General features: G+C 40.0%; 18 protein-coding genes and 1 pseudogene. 6 read left to right on the plus strand and 13 right to left on the minus strand.

All coding sequences use genetic code 11. The features are described 5' to 3' along the window. Positions 1 to 375: 375 nt before the first annotated feature. Complete coding sequence (locus tag B4U84_RS05905) at positions 376 to 1,176, plus strand: LmeA family phospholipid-binding protein (protein WP_131116087.1); 801 nt, start codon at positions 376 to 378, stop codon at positions 1,174 to 1,176. Positions 1,177 to 1,245: 69 nt separating this feature from the next. Beyond that, on the plus strand, positions 1,246 to 1,854 hold the full coding sequence (locus B4U84_RS05910; protein WP_131116089.1) for a GerMN domain-containing protein: 609 nt from the start codon (positions 1,246 to 1,248) through the stop codon (positions 1,852 to 1,854). A gap of 142 nt (positions 1,855 to 1,996) precedes the next feature. On the opposite strand, the gene B4U84_RS05915 is transcribed toward B4U84_RS05910, so the two are convergent. The 11 genes from B4U84_RS05915 to B4U84_RS05960 all read right to left on the minus strand — a co-directional run bounded on the left by B4U84_RS05915 (position 1,997) and on the right by B4U84_RS05960 (position 8,873). Then, positions 1,997 to 2,341 carry an ArsR/SmtB family transcription factor gene (locus B4U84_RS05915; protein WP_017309273.1) on the minus strand — a complete coding sequence of 115 codons (345 nt, stop codon included), beginning with the start codon at positions 2,339 to 2,341 and terminating at the stop codon, positions 1,997 to 1,999. A gap of 63 nt (positions 2,342 to 2,404) precedes the next feature. Further along, on the minus strand, positions 2,405 to 2,956 hold the full coding sequence (gene accB / locus B4U84_RS05920; RefSeq protein WP_131118738.1) for an acetyl-CoA carboxylase biotin carboxyl carrier protein: 552 nt from the start codon (positions 2,954 to 2,956) through the stop codon (positions 2,405 to 2,407). 288 nt (positions 2,957 to 3,244) lie between these two features. Then, positions 3,245 to 3,802: an elongation factor P gene (gene efp / locus B4U84_RS05925; RefSeq protein ID WP_017309271.1), complete on the minus strand. Its 558-nt coding sequence runs from the start codon at positions 3,800 to 3,802 to the stop codon at positions 3,245 to 3,247. Positions 3,803 to 3,921: 119 nt separating this feature from the next. Further along, positions 3,922 to 4,578 carry an energy-coupling factor transporter transmembrane component T family protein gene (locus B4U84_RS05930; RefSeq protein ID WP_131116091.1) on the minus strand — a complete coding sequence of 219 codons (657 nt, stop codon included), beginning with the start codon at positions 4,576 to 4,578 and terminating at the stop codon, positions 3,922 to 3,924. Next, positions 4,571 to 5,494, minus strand: coding sequence for an energy-coupling factor ABC transporter permease (locus tag B4U84_RS05935; RefSeq protein ID WP_131116092.1), 924 nt, complete (start codon positions 5,492 to 5,494; stop codon positions 4,571 to 4,573). Before B4U84_RS05935 ends, B4U84_RS05930 begins: the two co-directional genes overlap by 8 nt. Before the next feature lie 297 nt (positions 5,495 to 5,791). Further along, positions 5,792 to 5,914, minus strand: a complete 123-nt coding sequence (locus B4U84_RS31895; RefSeq protein WP_278248298.1) for an AAA-like domain-containing protein — start codon at positions 5,912 to 5,914, stop codon at positions 5,792 to 5,794. Between the two features lie 63 nt (positions 5,915 to 5,977). After that, the gene (locus B4U84_RS05945; RefSeq protein WP_131116094.1) at positions 5,978 to 6,811 is read right to left on the minus strand and encodes an energy-coupling factor ABC transporter ATP-binding protein; all 834 of its coding nucleotides are present in this window, start codon (positions 6,809 to 6,811) and stop codon (positions 5,978 to 5,980) included. Beyond that, positions 6,786 to 7,598, minus strand: coding sequence for a cobalt ECF transporter T component CbiQ (gene cbiQ / locus B4U84_RS05950; RefSeq protein WP_131116096.1), 813 nt, complete (start codon positions 7,596 to 7,598; stop codon positions 6,786 to 6,788). Before cbiQ ends, B4U84_RS05945 begins: the two co-directional genes overlap by 26 nt. Continuing rightward, complete coding sequence (locus B4U84_RS05955) at positions 7,582 to 7,911, minus strand: energy-coupling factor ABC transporter substrate-binding protein (RefSeq protein ID WP_017309265.1); 330 nt, start codon at positions 7,909 to 7,911, stop codon at positions 7,582 to 7,584. The genes cbiQ and B4U84_RS05955 overlap by 17 nt, the downstream gene beginning before the upstream one ends. Positions 7,912 to 7,951: 40 nt before the next feature. Beyond that, a complete protein-coding gene (locus tag B4U84_RS30380) occupies positions 7,952 to 8,119 on the minus strand; it encodes a hypothetical protein (protein ID WP_165490249.1) in 168 nt (55 codons plus the stop codon). Beyond that, a complete protein-coding gene (locus B4U84_RS05960; protein ID WP_131116098.1) occupies positions 8,112 to 8,873 on the minus strand; it encodes an energy-coupling factor ABC transporter permease in 762 nt (253 codons plus the stop codon). Before B4U84_RS05960 ends, B4U84_RS30380 begins: the two co-directional genes overlap by 8 nt. A gap of 333 nt (positions 8,874 to 9,206) precedes the next feature. Here B4U84_RS05960 and B4U84_RS05965 point away from each other — a divergent pair, with 333 nt between their 5' ends. Next, positions 9,207 to 10,232, plus strand: coding sequence for a multicopper oxidase domain-containing protein (locus B4U84_RS05965; protein ID WP_131116100.1), 1,026 nt, complete (start codon positions 9,207 to 9,209; stop codon positions 10,230 to 10,232). Positions 10,233 to 10,294: 62 nt separating this feature from the next. Here the strand turns inward: B4U84_RS05965 and B4U84_RS05970 are convergent, their stop codons facing one another. After that, positions 10,295 to 10,804, minus strand: a complete 510-nt coding sequence (locus B4U84_RS05970) for a GNAT family N-acetyltransferase (protein ID WP_131116102.1) — start codon at positions 10,802 to 10,804, stop codon at positions 10,295 to 10,297. 367 nt (positions 10,805 to 11,171) lie between these two features. Between B4U84_RS05970 and B4U84_RS05975 the strand changes: the two genes are divergently transcribed. The 3 genes from B4U84_RS05975 to B4U84_RS05985 all read left to right on the plus strand — a co-directional run bounded on the left by B4U84_RS05975 (position 11,172) and on the right by B4U84_RS05985 (position 14,001). After that, positions 11,172 to 12,215 carry a ComEA family DNA-binding protein gene (locus tag B4U84_RS05975; RefSeq protein WP_131116104.1) on the plus strand — a complete coding sequence of 348 codons (1,044 nt, stop codon included), beginning with the start codon at positions 11,172 to 11,174 and terminating at the stop codon, positions 12,213 to 12,215. A 228-nt stretch (positions 12,216 to 12,443) separates the two neighbouring features. Continuing rightward, entirely contained in the window at positions 12,444 to 12,878 is a 435-nt protein-coding gene (locus B4U84_RS05980) for a ferritin-like domain-containing protein (RefSeq protein WP_131116106.1), read from the plus strand. Positions 12,879 to 13,032: 154 nt separating this feature from the next. Further along, positions 13,033 to 14,001 (plus strand): FTR1 family iron permease, encoded by a 969-nt coding sequence (locus B4U84_RS05985; RefSeq protein ID WP_131116108.1) that lies wholly within the window; start codon positions 13,033 to 13,035, stop codon positions 13,999 to 14,001. On the opposite strand, the pseudogene B4U84_RS31480 reads toward B4U84_RS05985, so the two are convergent. Next, positions 13,944 to 14,254, minus strand: a pseudogene (locus tag B4U84_RS31480) (hypothetical protein); the annotation flags it as partial. The gene B4U84_RS05985 and the pseudogene B4U84_RS31480 overlap by 58 nt on opposite strands.

The raw sequence follows: 14,254 nt of genomic DNA on the forward strand, positions 1-14,254 counted from the left end.
GCATTGGGCATTGGGCATTGGGCATTGGGCAGTGGGCATTGGGCAGTGGGCATTGGGGAGCCAGTGCGCCCTTGGAGGTTCCACGCCACGTGCTTTATGCCGGGAAATCCGTCCACCGCAGTGGCTCCTCCGTTTTAGCACCTGGCGTCATTGGGCATTAGACATTGGTTATTCTCCTTTGTCTTTCTTGTCCTTCGTGTCCTCCGTGTCCTCCGTGTCTCCCCACTCTCCCTTCCCGTGTCTCCCCACTCTTCCTTCCCGTGTCTCCCCACTCTTCCTTCCCRTGTCTCCCCACTCTTCCTTCCCTTGTCCTCACTCTCCCTTGTCCCCGATCCCCTATCCCCGATCYCCYATCYCCTMTCCCTYCAAAATAATATGGAATTTCTGACAATCCTCATATCTAGCCTGTTGGGTGTAGTTGCTCCTGTAGGATTGGTAATTGATCAGACTGCTGAAAATGCGATTAAATCGCAGTTTTCGACAGTAGAACAACTACAAGTAAGGGTGGATAATGCTCCTAGTTATCAATTACTGCAAGGTAAAGTGGAAAGAGTGTTAATTGCAGGGCGTTCTTTGCAATTAAAACAACAAGATTTTCGCATCGCAGTTTTAGAATTAGAAACTGATCAAATAGAATTTGACCTAAGTAGTCTCAGTCAAAGATCACCCAAATTAAAACAACCTTTGCAGGCTGGAGTACGTTTGGTGATCACAGAGCAAGATATCAATAAACTTTTACAATCACCAGATTTTCTCAATAGGGTGCAAAAGTTTAATAAACGGAATTCTTCTGGTTTGCAATTTGCCCAAGCCTCTAATTTTGCCAATCCCAAGCTAGAATTCCTAGCTAATAATAGATTTATTTTTCAGGTAGAGTTACAAAGCGACGAGGAGGTAATACCGCTTTTATTTAAAATTAATTCTGGATTAAGTATCGTTGGTGGCAGACAATTTCAGCTAGTTGATCCACAAGTATCACTTGATGGACAAGAATTTCCAGCAGAATTTCTCAATTTGATTCTTAGTAACATAAATCAACAATTAGATTTACGTAATTTGGAAGGCGACGGATTACAAATGCGAATTCTAAAATGGAAAATGATGCCAGGAAAATTAGAAATGGCAGCATTTTTCAGAGTAGAACCATCTTCTAAGTTGTTGGAAACTCGCCGTTAGTAAGTCTCGTCTTTAACCAAACTTCTCTTCACGTAGCATAGTATCAAGAGTTCAAGGAAGGTTTTGTATATGAGTCAGCAACAAGAATCTAAACGGGTTTCTTCTGGTATAGTAGCAGCTATTTCAGCAGCAGTTGTAGTGGTAGGAGGCGGAGTCGGCTTATTAACTTGGAATTCCACTCAAAACCCCAACCCTACACCCTCAGAACGCCTTGTACCGGGTAATCCGCCACAAGTAGCAAATGAACAAACAACCCAAATTTATTGGTTACAAGATACTGGAAAAAATTTTCAACTGGTTTCTCAATCAATCCAGGTGCAAGCAAATCGTAACCAACCCAACCAATTTTTAACAGCAGCTTTTCAACGCTTATTAGAAGGACCTACAGAAGGAAGTAATGGTTCGAGTACAATTCCTCCAGGAACAAAAGTCTTAGGTGTAGATGTTCAAGCTGATACTGTTCGTGTCAATTTGTCTGGAGAATTTACCAGTGGCGGCGGAAGCACTTCTATGCAAGGTCGTTTAGGTCAAATTGTTTACACAGCTACTAGTTTAAATCCGAATGCCCAAGTATATATTGATGTAGACGGTAAGCAACTCGATGTGTTAGGGGGCGAAGGTTTAGAATTAGAACAGCCACTCACACGCCAAAACTTTAACGAAAATTTTCAACCTTAGTCATTGGTCATTAGTCATTAGTCGTTTGCCGTTTGTCGTTTGCCGTTGGGCATTGGGCATGTTCGTTAGTTTATCTCTCTGTTCCCTGTTAACAGTTCCCTATCCACTGACTAATGACAAATGACAAACGACTAATGACTAATTACTTTGTGTTCAATACACGAAAACTCCGAGCTTGTTGTTCTAACCTGCTGGCGAGGCGATCGCAAACTCGGTTACATAATTCAAAAATCATCTGGTCTTCCACCCGGTAGTAGGCACAAGTTCCTTCACTGCGACGGCTGAGAATTCCCGCTTGCCACATTACCTTCAGGTGCTTTGACACATTTGCTTGTGACGTTTGGGTTGCCTCTACCAACTCTTGTACGCATTTTTCATCATCCCGCAATAAATGCAACAATCGCAGGCGCATTGGTTCACTCAACAAGCTGAAGTATTCAGCTACTTGTTGCACAACTTCTGGCGGTACAGGCAACGTTTGTTTCATCAGGATTGTCTCGGAAGAACTGAACTGAGAAATTTTACAGATTTAGACATTAGTAGATTAATCTTAATCTGGGTTAATTCGCATCAAAGGTTGACCATATTCTACAGGTTCGCCATTTTGAACAAGAATTTCGACTACTTGTCCGGATACTTCGGCTTCGATTTCATTCATCAGTTTCATGGCTTCAATAATACACACAGTTTGACCGCTACGGATGCGATCGCCTACTTCTACAAATGTTGCTTCTCCAGGTGCAGGAGCTCGATAAAATGTTCCCACCATTGGGGAAGTAACTTCTGTATATTTTTTTTGCTCTAGCGGTGAGTGAGTTGCTGGTGATTGTACACCTGTAGTAGCTGGAATATCAATAGTACGGCTTGCTGTCACCTCTGGTGTGGAAGAAGATGCTACTGCTGGAGTTGACGCGACAAGCGGTAATTCTGAGCCAGTATTAACGCCTGAAGACAATACGGTTGCTGTTGACACTCCAGAAGTAGTAGTTATAGTTTTACGTACCGTGATTTCAAAATCGTTGCTTTTAAGTGCTACTTCTGTAATATCTGTTTTGGCAATAGTTTCCAACAATTGACGAATTTCATTAAAGTCCAATGGCACAGCTTTGATTACCTCATAATGCATTAAAAAAGGCAGTAGACGCGGAGCGGCGGGCGTGTAGGTAGGCACTTATGCTGAGGGCAGAAGGTAACAAAAATTTCATAAATATTATTTTTATTACCAATTACCCATTACCTATTAACTTTTGCATACGTTTTGGTGTATGCACTTGATGATGAGTTTAGTGGTAGATAGACTTTTTGGTAAAGATTAAATATTAAACGAGGCAGGGATGGAAATCCCCGCTAGGGATAGAAATACAGATTTCCATCTTTGCTGAGTTACAATTTACTCCCTGCCCAGGTATGTGTCATTTCTGGTGTCAATGCGGATACGTTCTCCTTGGCTAATAAACAAAGGAACCATCACAACTGCACCAGTTTCTACAGTCGCAGGTTTACTGCCACCAGTAGCCGTGTCACCTTTAACACCAGGATCAGTTTGCACCACTTCTAACACCACAGAGTTAGGTAGTTCTACTTCTAGTACTTGTTCACCCCAACGAACGACGTTAGCTTCCATACCTTCTTTGAGGTACTTGACGCGATCGCCAATTTGAGATGCGCTTAATCTACCTTCCTCATAGGTTTCCATGTCCATAAAGACGTAATCATCGCCGTCTTTATAGGTATGCTGCATCGTACTTTTTTCCAAAGTCGCTTGTGGTACGGTTTCCCCTGCTCGGAACGTCCTTTCCACCACGCTCCCACTTTGGACATTTTTCAACTTTGTCCGTACAAATGCGGAACCTTTTCCAGGCTTAACGTGGAGGAATTCCACTACCCGCCATACAGATCCATCTAAAACAATAGAGACACCAGGTCGAAAGTCGTTACTGGAGATCATGAAGCTTTCAAAGTTTGGAAGACAATCGGCATTTATTGTACCCTTCAACAGGAGAAATTAGTCATTAAGTCATAAAAGAAGAAGGAAAGGAGGAACCAAGCCAGGGGTGAGATCGCAAATTATAAATAAGAAGCTACGGTTAAAGTAGCCGCGATCGCACAAGCAACTAACAAAATTAATCTTTCTTTTGCTGTTAATCTTGAATCTACAGGTAGTTCTCCTGTATAACCACGAGCTACCATTGCTGCATAAACTCGCTCTGCTCTTTCTAAACTGCGGAGATACAAACTACCAATCATCGCTGCACTAGCGTAACGTAACCACCCACCAGGGCCATTAATACCCCGCAATTGAGCAGCACGTTGCATTCTCTGAACTTCTGCCAATAAGATTTCTAAGTATTGTCCTGCTAACAATAAACTTTGCTTCAAACCACCCGGAACAGGTAAAGCTTTCAGAGCAATACCAAAACTGTGTGGTGGTAAAGTTAACAAAAAACTATTCATTGTCAGCAAGCAAACCAAAGAACGAACCAATAGAAAACTGGCTCGTTCCCATCCTAAAGGTAAAGCCACTAATGACAGAAAAATTAATTCTGTACCCAACAAGCCTGTGAGTTGAGGAATCGGTGCGCGTAAGAAGACAGCCCAAAGGAGTGCAATAGAAGCATATGCAGCTAGAGCATCCCAAGCTTCATATTTTAATAAAGCTGCTCCAATGACAACAACTAGAGATAGCTGCAAACGTAAGGGTAATGGTAATGATAATTTAAGCATTCTTTGGTTTCACTACCTGAGCAATACCAAAAGCAACACCAAAGCAAACGATTGATCCAATAATCCCAGCAATACTTGTACCAATAGCACCCAATCCTTCTATACCGTAATCGGCTAGAGGTGTTGGTACTATCACTCTTACCTCTTCGGCGAGGTTTATAAACCCTAAGTTTTCAGCAACTCTTTCCAAGCCATCTGGCCATGCAGAAGCTACCAAGGAAAGTAAACCAGAAATCAAAAGAATACTTACTATTGGTATTACCCACCCTCTTAATTGTCGTTCTTCTGTTGGTAACAAATCTGGTCGAACTGTGGCTAAGTAAGTCAACACGCCGGAAGTAATCAAACCCTCGCCAATCCCAATCAAAATGTGTACACCAGTCATGGCTGGTAAAACTAACCCTAGAGGTGCTGTTCCTGAAATAGCCAACTCAATCGCACAAGCGATCGCAGCCACAACTACACTCACAGCAGCAGCGATTCCAGCTGCTAATGGTAAACGGCTTTTGTAACCCCCAAATAATCGCTGTAAAGTTTGGGTTAAACTCCAGCCAACCCAGACTCCCACTATTGCCATGTTAAAAATATTTGCTCCTAAGGCGGTGATTCCCCCATCAGCAAACAGCACAGCCTGAATAATTAAAACCGTGGCGATGCATATTGTACCTGCCCAAGGATTACCAAGAATAATTGCTGCGAGAGTTCCTCCTAATAAGTGACCACTAGTACCGCCTGCAACAGGAAAATTAATCATCTGAGCAGCAAAAATAAAGGCAGTAGTTAAACCTAAAATAGGTGCGTGTTTAATTCCAAAAGCATCTCGCGATCGCGTTAATGAAATACCCAACATCGCCACACTTGCCACACCAGTAACGACTGCTACTGGCGGAGAAATAAAACCATCAGGAATATGCATTCGGTTCCCCTGTTTTTGTTTTTATTGGCACAAATAAATTCTTAATAGCCCCAGCATGAAACTAAAGCATGAAACTAATTCATAAGAAACAAAATTTACCCCTTTCGTGCAATGCCCTCTTGGGGGATTTTATCCTCTTACTTCAGGATTATTGACAAGAAAATTTGTATAAAATAATTTACTTATGATTTTGATTGTTAAATATTGTAATTAAACAAAATATAAAATAAATAATTTTTGTGAAATTACGACTTTTGATCCTCTTTTTGCAATTTTTTTGTGAAATGTCTGAGATGTTTATGATTTATTTAAATAGATGGCAGCGGCGATGGCAGAATTTTCTAAGAGTTCTTCCAGGGTTATTGTCTGCTGTTGTAGGTAATAAAATGCCAACTGCAACCGATAGGGATGTCCTCCCAAATGCGATCGCCAAATTTTAAGAAGAGGGGCGAAAAACTTTAGTTCAGCAATACTAGTGAATTTCTAAAAATAAAGAAATTCATTTAATATTCGCTGTTGTAATTGCTCTAAAATAGCTTCATCTTTAGTAATTTCATCAACAGCAGACAATATCTGACAAATTAAAGGTACTCCAAGTTGTAATTCCTCAAGAATTTCGCGTTGATTAAACACATCCTGGGGCTTTCCTTCTAACATCAGCCTTCCTCGATCCATCACAAATATCCAATCTGCCCAACGATAAACTAAATCAAGATCATGGCTTGCCATAACTATTGTTGTGCCAGCAGCATGGATATTTTGTAAAGTCGTCATCAACTTACGAGTATGCAGTTTATCTAAATATGCTGTTGGTTCATCTAACAATAATAATTCTGGTTTGAGTACCATCACATCTGCGATCGATACTCGCTTTTTTTGACCTAAACTTAAATGATGTACAGGTCTTTGAGCAAGTTTGATTAAATCAAATTCAATTAATGCTTGTTCGACTAGCTGTTGAATTTCAATGTCTGGTAAACCTAAATTACATAATCCATAGGAAATATCTTCTTCTACTGTAGAAGCAACTAATTGTTGTTCGGGATCTTGAAAAACCACGCCAACTTGTTGACGCAATTTTACTAAAGATTTGCGGTCATATTGTAGTGGCTTTCTTTGCCAAATTATTTTCCCTCGTTCTGGTTTGTATAAACCATTAGCTAATAGAAATAGAGTAGTTTTTCCACAACCATTTTGACCAATTAATGCACACTTTTTTTTAGCTGGTATTTTGAAATTGAGATGATTAATTGCTGATTCTTTAGCACCTGAATAAGTATAATCTACTTGTTCAAATTCGAGTAACCATTCCTGCATTCTGCCCCCATTCTAATGCTATTAATAAAGCGCAGCCAAAAAGAGCTTCTATCGTATAACGCTTTGATTGATGATAACGATGGGGATGCCAAACTCGCAATTCTCCGTTAAAACCCCTGGATTCTAAGCTCAAGGAAACTTGACGATAGTTTTCTATTGTGCGTTTGAGAAGTTGCCCAATTAATAGCGCTAAACTTCTCATCCCCGTAGCAAAAGTACGGTATCCTCCACGGGCTTGTTGAGCAATCCATAACTCAGAAGCTGTGTTTAATAGCACAAAAATAAAGCGATACATCAGTAACAACAATTCTGTAATTATTACTGGACAGCCTATACGCCTGAGAGTTTGCAAGAGTGCAGTAAAAGGAATGGTCAGAACAATAAAATACAAACAACAAAGAGAAGCTAAAGCTCGTGTTAAAATTGTTAAACCCTGTACAGCGCCATCATGACTGATATATAAGTAATAATTGCCAAAAGCTAATCCGATAATTGAGTCATTTTTTACTAAATTGAGATGAGATACTTCTATCCCATTAATGACTAAAGCGGGTAAACTAGTTAACCAAAAAAAAGCTGCTACGTAAATTAATTTCAAATATATTTTGCTAGGAATACCTGCGTAAATCACTATCCAAAGACTCATCCAAAGTGCAATCATAATCTGTACAAAAGGATGAGCAAAGGCTGAAATTATTAGTAAAACGCTAGCAAACAGTAGTTTTTGTTCAGGTGGCAACCAACACAATCGATTAGTATAAGCTAGGGTATCAATCTGAATTTTCATTATGATGATTTTGTTGTTCTGAGCGCCCTTTATAAAGTCCAATTACATAACCAATGACACCAGCACCTGCTGCTGCTTGCACGGCAAATAAAAGGCTTTGTACTTCCGAACTAGATATTTGAATTAATGAATTAAACCAAGGTTCATATTTCGGCTGTATCTCTTTAATAGCTTCTTGAGCTTGACCATCTGCGCCACCAAACTCAGCATCTTTTAGTACTATCAATGGTGTTGCTGACAATGCAACTACCGCTAATAGTAATAACCAATTATTCCATGGATGTTTCTGATTTTTTGATTTTGAATGAGTCATAAATTAATAATCCATATTTATCCCAACAAATCAAATTTACCTAGTTTGTAGTAAGCAATTCAGTGCTTAATAGAGCGATAAATCGCTCACTACGAATTCTTCCCAACTTAGCTAAATGACGACCCCAACTCGTACCAGAGGAGCCAATAGCGCTATGGCGCATGGCTTCGCTAAGGCGCGTCTGGTACATTTGTGCGGACTTACTCATCTTGCTTGATTAGCTGCAACATTTCTAATTCTTGACGACCATAATTAGCAAGCCAGTTCCACACTAGTACTGTTAACAATCCTTCACTAATTGCTAAAGGAACTTGTGTGATAGCAAAGATACTTGCAAATTTCATAAAGGAAGCGATGATTCCGCCGACTGGTGCGGGAAATGCTAAAGCTAATTGGATTGAAGTCACGATATAAGTAACCAAATCTGCGATCGCAGCTGCCAGAAATATTGCTAATCTTTGTTTACCTGTTGTCATCACTGAGCGATAAATCCAATAAGCGACAAATGGCCCTGCGATCGCCATCGAAAATGCATTCGCTCCCAATGTCGTTAAACCGCCGTGAGCTAAGAGCAATGCTTGAAATAAAAGTACCAAACTACCCAGCACAGACATAGCCAAAGGGCCAAATAGTATTGCTCCTAATCCTGTTCCTGTAGGATGGGAACAACTACCTGTCACCGATGGCATTTTTAAAGCAGATAGCACAAACGTAAATGCTCCCGCCAATGCTAAGAGTAATTTTAATTGCGGGTTGGCTTGGGTAATGTGTGATATTCGCCGTAACCCCAATACAAAAAATGGCAAAGCTACTATCCACCAAAAAACTGCCCAGTTTACAGGTAAAAAGCCTTCCATGATGTGCATCCCATAGGCTGGTGCAGCAGCACTTACGACTATATAAAAGCTGAAAATTCCCAGCAGGATTGGTAATACACCTTTTACTTTAAGAATTATTCTCAAAATCAGCCATTCCTTGAAGATATATAAGGATTTAGTTTATATTGGCAACCTTTATTCTTCAACTATTTATATCATGATTATCATTATCATAAAATATCGAGATCGGCTTTTTACAAGTTGGGAATGGTAGCTTGGTTTTTGTCTAACTACTAGTTCACCACATTAATTTTGATGGGCTGCGAGATCCCCGACTTTTGAAAAAAGTCGGGGATCTATAGTTCCTTGCAGACAAAAAACAATAATTGACAATAATTTTTAATTATTATATGAATATAAAGTAATTGCAAAAAATTTGCAGTTTATTTTTTGCTGCAAATCATTACTGATAGTACCATGCCTGACTACTTTGCTCTCAATCAAGAAAAATTCTTGAATCGCCGTCAACTGTTAAAGCTAGGATTAGCAGGTGCGGGTGTTGCTGGCGCAGCTGTGGTATGGGATAGATTAGCTGCACAAAAGCAATTGGTGAGAGTACCACCTTTGGAGACACAGGAAAATATTAACAGCGCTGTCAACCCGGTACAAGTATTGCGAAATTTTGATTATGGGACGCTGAAGCGAGAAAATGGGCGGACAATCCGGGAGTTTCGCCTAACTGCTGGAACTTCGGAGATTCAACTTAATAGTGCTGTATCGTACAATATCTGGGATTTGAATGGTCGTATACCTGGGCCGACACTGAGAGCAAAACAAGGCGATCGCGTACGGATATTATTCCTCAACAAAGCTGGACATTCCCACTCTTTACATTTTCACGGTATTCACCCTGCTGAAATGGACGGTGTTCGTCCAGTTAGCAATGGTAAGGCCACAATTTATGAATTTGATGCTGAACCCTTTGGTGTTCATCTCTATCACTGTCACATTGAACCGGTGACTCGACATATTGCCAAAGGATTATACGGCATGTTTATAATTGATCCGCCCAAGTCGCGCCCAGCTGCGGATGAAATTGTATTGGTAATGGCTGGGTATGATGTCAATGACGATAATCACAATGAATATTATGCCTTTAATGGTTTACCCCATTACTACATGGATCATCCGATTCGTATTTACCAAAATCAGTTGATTCGATTATATGTTCTCAACATTATTGAATTTGACCCCGCAGTGACATTTCACTTGCACGCTAATTTTTTTAATGTTTATCCGACTGGAATGACTCTGACTCCCAGCCAAAAAAGCGATGTAGTTACGATGGGTGTAGCAGAACGTCACATCTTAGAATTTGCTTTTCGCTATCCAGGTAAGTATATGTTTCACCCCCATCAAGATGCGATCGCAGAAAATGGATGTATGGGCTTATTTGAAGTCGTTGCTGAAACAAATTCCCAAAATACAGCGAAAAATACTTAAGCAAAATAGCAATATCGACCCAGTAGAGACGCGAAATTTCACGTCTCTACTCCAGCTATTTGTTAAGTTGCGACATCTAACCGATAAACATCCATCTCAATACCGTGAAAAATTGTTTCCCTTTCGTATCTCATCCCCAACTTTTCAAGGACTCTGACTGATGCTGTATTTGCTCGCTCGACAATTCCAAGAATGTATGGAAGCTTGAGTTCCTCAAATCCGTATTGAATGGTTGCTGATGCTGCTTCAGTTGCTAACCCCCTACCCCAAAATTCTGGATCTAATCGATATCCAATCTCTGGTTCAGCTACATTATCAATTTGCTCGATTGCAATTCCAGAGTAACCAATCAATTCGTTAGTTTGTTTGAAGATGATAGCCCACTTCCCGAATCCAAATGCTTTATATGAAGTTATGAAATTGTCTATTTTCGCTTGCGTTTGGGATACTGAGAGAATCCCACTAACAGAAAATTCCATGACTCGTGAATTTGCAAGAATGGGTGCAAGTTGATAGACGTCTTTTTGCTGGAAGTCTCTGAGGATTAGACGTTGTGTTTCTAGCCAAACCATGATTCAAAGCAGCCCAAAAAATGAATAACAAGCAAATGCTTTGAAAATTCGCTGTATTTGTTCAGCACTAAATATTATTTTTTGATTTAAGCAATCCCAACAGGAAAATTAGCAGCATTTACCATTATTTTGGAGGAATTATCGATAATAAATCTTAATTATATAGTAATAAAACTGGAACTAATTATTAAATTTTACCTTATGGCATAGTCAACTAGTTGATAAAAACTCTCACTAGGTGCAAGAATAACTTAGCAAAATCTAAGAGAAGCTGTCAAATATCACCATAACAATTTGACATATTTAACTGCTGATATAGCTAACAAACGCTTTTACTTGCTTGCTTTTACAGATCCCCAGGAGCAAAATGAAAAATTTTCGTTATGTATGTTTGGCTGTCGCTGCTTGTGCCATAGTAACCTTGAGTTCTTGTAATAATGGTGGTACTTCAACCACCGAAAATTCACCAGCAACTAATACTCCGAACTCTGTTGCACAAACAACTGAAGCAGTGAGCCATAGCGGTCATGGTAGCAAAAAACAAATTAACATCAATACAGCTATTTTGTCTGAGTTGGATAAATTTGAGGCGCAGCTAGGTGTACCAGCATTATCGAATAAAATTCAGGCAAATCGCCCTTACGCTAGTCCAGAGGAATTAGTTAGCAAGAAGGTTATTAGCCAAGAACAGTTTGACAAAATTAAGGATCAGGTGACTGTTCAAGAAGTGGTTTTGACCGGAGAAGCCAAAGATATTGATTACATAACAAAGCTAGGATTGATGAAAGGACATTTGATCGTAGCGCAAGAACTTTTGGATCAAAATCAACCAAAACAGGCTGAACCTCATATTGGACACCCAGTTGAAGAGATTTATGTTGATGTAGAAGAGCAATTGAACGATCGCAAAGTCAAAGAATTCAAAACAACTTTGGTGAGTTTGCAAGATTTGGTGAAATCTAACCCCAAAGATGCCAAAGTCAAAACTAATTTTACTACTTCAATGGAATCAGTAGATCAAGCGATCGCAGCATTACCAGAAGCACAACGCACCCAACCTTCCTTTGTACTCCAAGTCATTAACGGTTTGTTAGATTCTGCAAACTCAGAATATGGTGCAGCGATCGCCAATGGTAAAATTGCCGCAGCCATTGAATATCAAGATTCCCGTGGTTTTGTAATCTACGCTGACGAATTGTACCAAGGTATCAAGAGCCAAATGGCAAAAGATCATCCAGACGCAGACAAAGCAATTAAAGCGAGTATGACTCAACTCAAAAAAGCTTGGCCTACCGTGATTCCACCAGCCAAACCAGTTAATACTCCAGAAGAAGTCACCAAAGAAATCAAAGCGATAGAATCAGCATCTCAAAAAGTGATTGACAATTCCAAAACCCAAGCACAGCGATAATGAAGTTTGTAGTGTAGACGCTCGTAAGAGCGACTACTTTCAGAACCCACTTCGTGTCTACCTGAAGGGTGGACTTGAGTCCTCAAAATCAACACAAGAGTCGCTTACCTTTGACTTTTTGTTCCAAAGTCGGAGTTTAAAATTTAGTGATAAATAAAAAGTTAGATAGTCTCTAACTTTTTGCTCATCACCAAAAACTTCTGACCTCTAGCGAAGACTAAAATACTGATGCAAGAACTTGACCAAAACAAGACTATCGACCTGCTCAATGCCATCATGGAATTTGAATTGGCAGGAGTTGTGCGTTACACTCATTACTCTTTGATGGTAACTGGCCCGAATCGCATTCCGATTGTTACCTTTTTTAAAGCCCAAGCAAGCGAATCTTTACTTCACGCTCAACAAGTAGGAGAAATTCTCACAGGTTTAGATGGACACCCGACCCTGAAAATTGCACCAATCGAAGAAAGTTACAAACATTCAGTCAAGCATATTTTGGAAGAAAGCTTGTCACATGAGAAAAAAGCGCTAGATCTGTATAAAAATTTGCTTGATACAGTCAGTGATGCCAGCATTTATCTTGAAGAATTCGCTCGAAATATGATCGGTCAAGAAGAGATGCATAATCTTGAACTGAAGAAAATGTTACGCGATTTTAGTTAGTAGTCAAGGGTCAATTGTCAATGGTCAATTGTCAATGGTCAATTTGAAATTCTCTGGACAATTGACTCTGAACAATTGACTCTGGACAATTGACTTTGGACAATTGACTCTGGACTATTGACTCTGGACTATTGACTTTGGACTAATTTTAAAGATGAACTTTAGTACTGCTCTACCTACTTTTGTAATTACACTCCGAGAAGGAGTAGAAGCAGCCTTAGTGGTTGGTATTGTCTTGGCTTTGTTGAAAAAAGCTAAACAATCGCGACTCAACCCTTGGGTGTATGCTGGTATCGGTGTTGGTATTGCCTTGAGTGCGCTGATTGGTCTGCTGTTTAGTTGGATAATACAAGTATTGGGAGCAATTAATCCCCAGTACACATCTGTAGTTGAACCATTAATGGAAACTGTCTTCAGTTTAGTGGCGATCGCTATGCTCAGTTGGATGCTCATCTGGATGACCAAACAAGCCAGATTTATGAAAGCTCAAGTAGAGGGAGCGGTGACAGATGCTTTAAAAGATAATACCAATGCTGGCTGGGGTGTTTTTAGCTTAATTTTAATTGCCGTTGTTCGTGAAGGTTTTGAAACAGTTTTATTCATTGCTGCTAATTTTCAACAAGGACTAATTCCGGCGCTTGGTGCGATTGGCGGGATTGCAGTTGCAGCAGGAATTGGTGTGCTTTTATTTAAGTGGGGAGTCAAAATCAACATCCGCCAATTTTTCCAGGTCATGGGTATTTTGCTGGTATTAATTGTTGGTGGATTAGTAATTTCTGCATTACATAATTTTGACGAAGCTGCTGCTAATTATGCCCTGAGTAATCGCGCTTCTGAAAGCCTTTGTTTTTACTACGAAAGGTTTACTAAAATTCATTCTTGTATACTAGGGCCAATGGTTTGGAATACAGCCAATATTCTGCCAGAACAAAAATTTCCTGGTATTGTCATCAAAGCCCTATTTGGCTATAGAGAACATCTTTATGTTGTGCAAGCAGTTGGATATGTTGTATTTTTACTAACTGTTGGTGGTTTATATTTCCGTAGTATTACAGCTGGTTTAACTCAAGCTGGACAGAGCATTTCAGCAGGACAAAAACCGATTGGTTCAGCCAAGGAATAGAGCTTGAGGATCTGGGATTGAAGACAAGGGAAGGGGGACACGGTGACACGCAGAATATTTTTGATAGATTCTCCCTTGTCTTTTACTCTCCCTTTTAAAGACTCGTCGTCGAGTATCAAAGACTCGTCGTCGAGTATCAAAGACTCGTCATCGAGTATCAAACACTCGTCATCGAGTATCAAACACTCGTCGTCGAGTATCAAACACTCGTTGTCGAGTATCAAACACTCATCGTCGAGTATCAAACACTCGT

Origin of the sequence: Westiellopsis prolifica IICB1 (assembly GCF_004323185.1) — a bacterium.
GTDB classification, from domain to species: domain Bacteria; phylum Cyanobacteriota; class Cyanobacteriia; order Cyanobacteriales; family Nostocaceae; genus Pelatocladus; species Pelatocladus prolificus_A.

What these genes read in the sequence shown, in the direction of transcription:
- B4U84_RS05965 (WP_131116100.1), top strand. Translation starts at nt 9,207, where the DNA reads ATGCCTGACTACTTTGCTCTCAATCAAGAAAAATTCTTGAATCGCCGT.
- B4U84_RS05980 (WP_131116106.1), top strand. Translation starts at nt 12,444, where the DNA reads ATGCAAGAACTTGACCAAAACAAGACTATCGACCTGCTCAATGCCATC.
- B4U84_RS05985 (WP_131116108.1), top strand. Translation starts at nt 13,033, where the DNA reads ATGAACTTTAGTACTGCTCTACCTACTTTTGTAATTACACTCCGAGAA.
- B4U84_RS05905 (WP_131116087.1), top strand. Translation starts at nt 376, where the DNA reads ATGGAATTTCTGACAATCCTCATATCTAGCCTGTTGGGTGTAGTTGCT.
- B4U84_RS05915 (WP_017309273.1), bottom strand. Translation starts at nt 2,341, where the DNA reads ATGAAACAAACGTTGCCTGTACCGCCAGAAGTTGTGCAACAAGTAGCT.
- B4U84_RS05935 (WP_131116092.1), bottom strand. Translation starts at nt 5,494, where the DNA reads ATGCATATTCCTGATGGTTTTATTTCTCCGCCAGTAGCAGTCGTTACT.
- efp (WP_017309271.1), bottom strand. Translation starts at nt 3,802, where the DNA reads ATGATCTCCAGTAACGACTTTCGACCTGGTGTCTCTATTGTTTTAGAT.
- B4U84_RS05910 (WP_131116089.1), top strand. Translation starts at nt 1,246, where the DNA reads ATGAGTCAGCAACAAGAATCTAAACGGGTTTCTTCTGGTATAGTAGCA.
- B4U84_RS05945 (WP_131116094.1), bottom strand. Translation starts at nt 6,811, where the DNA reads ATGCAGGAATGGTTACTCGAATTTGAACAAGTAGATTATACTTATTCA.
- B4U84_RS05930 (WP_131116091.1), bottom strand. Translation starts at nt 4,578, where the DNA reads ATGCTTAAATTATCATTACCATTACCCTTACGTTTGCAGCTATCTCTA.
- B4U84_RS30380 (WP_165490249.1), bottom strand. Translation starts at nt 8,119, where the DNA reads ATGAGTAAGTCCGCACAAATGTACCAGACGCGCCTTAGCGAAGCCATG.
- B4U84_RS05975 (WP_131116104.1), top strand. Translation starts at nt 11,172, where the DNA reads ATGAAAAATTTTCGTTATGTATGTTTGGCTGTCGCTGCTTGTGCCATA.
- cbiQ (WP_131116096.1), bottom strand. Translation starts at nt 7,598, where the DNA reads ATGAAAATTCAGATTGATACCCTAGCTTATACTAATCGATTGTGTTGG.
- B4U84_RS05970 (WP_131116102.1), bottom strand. Translation starts at nt 10,804, where the DNA reads ATGGTTTGGCTAGAAACACAACGTCTAATCCTCAGAGACTTCCAGCAA.
- B4U84_RS05955 (WP_017309265.1), bottom strand. Translation starts at nt 7,911, where the DNA reads ATGACTCATTCAAAATCAAAAAATCAGAAACATCCATGGAATAATTGG.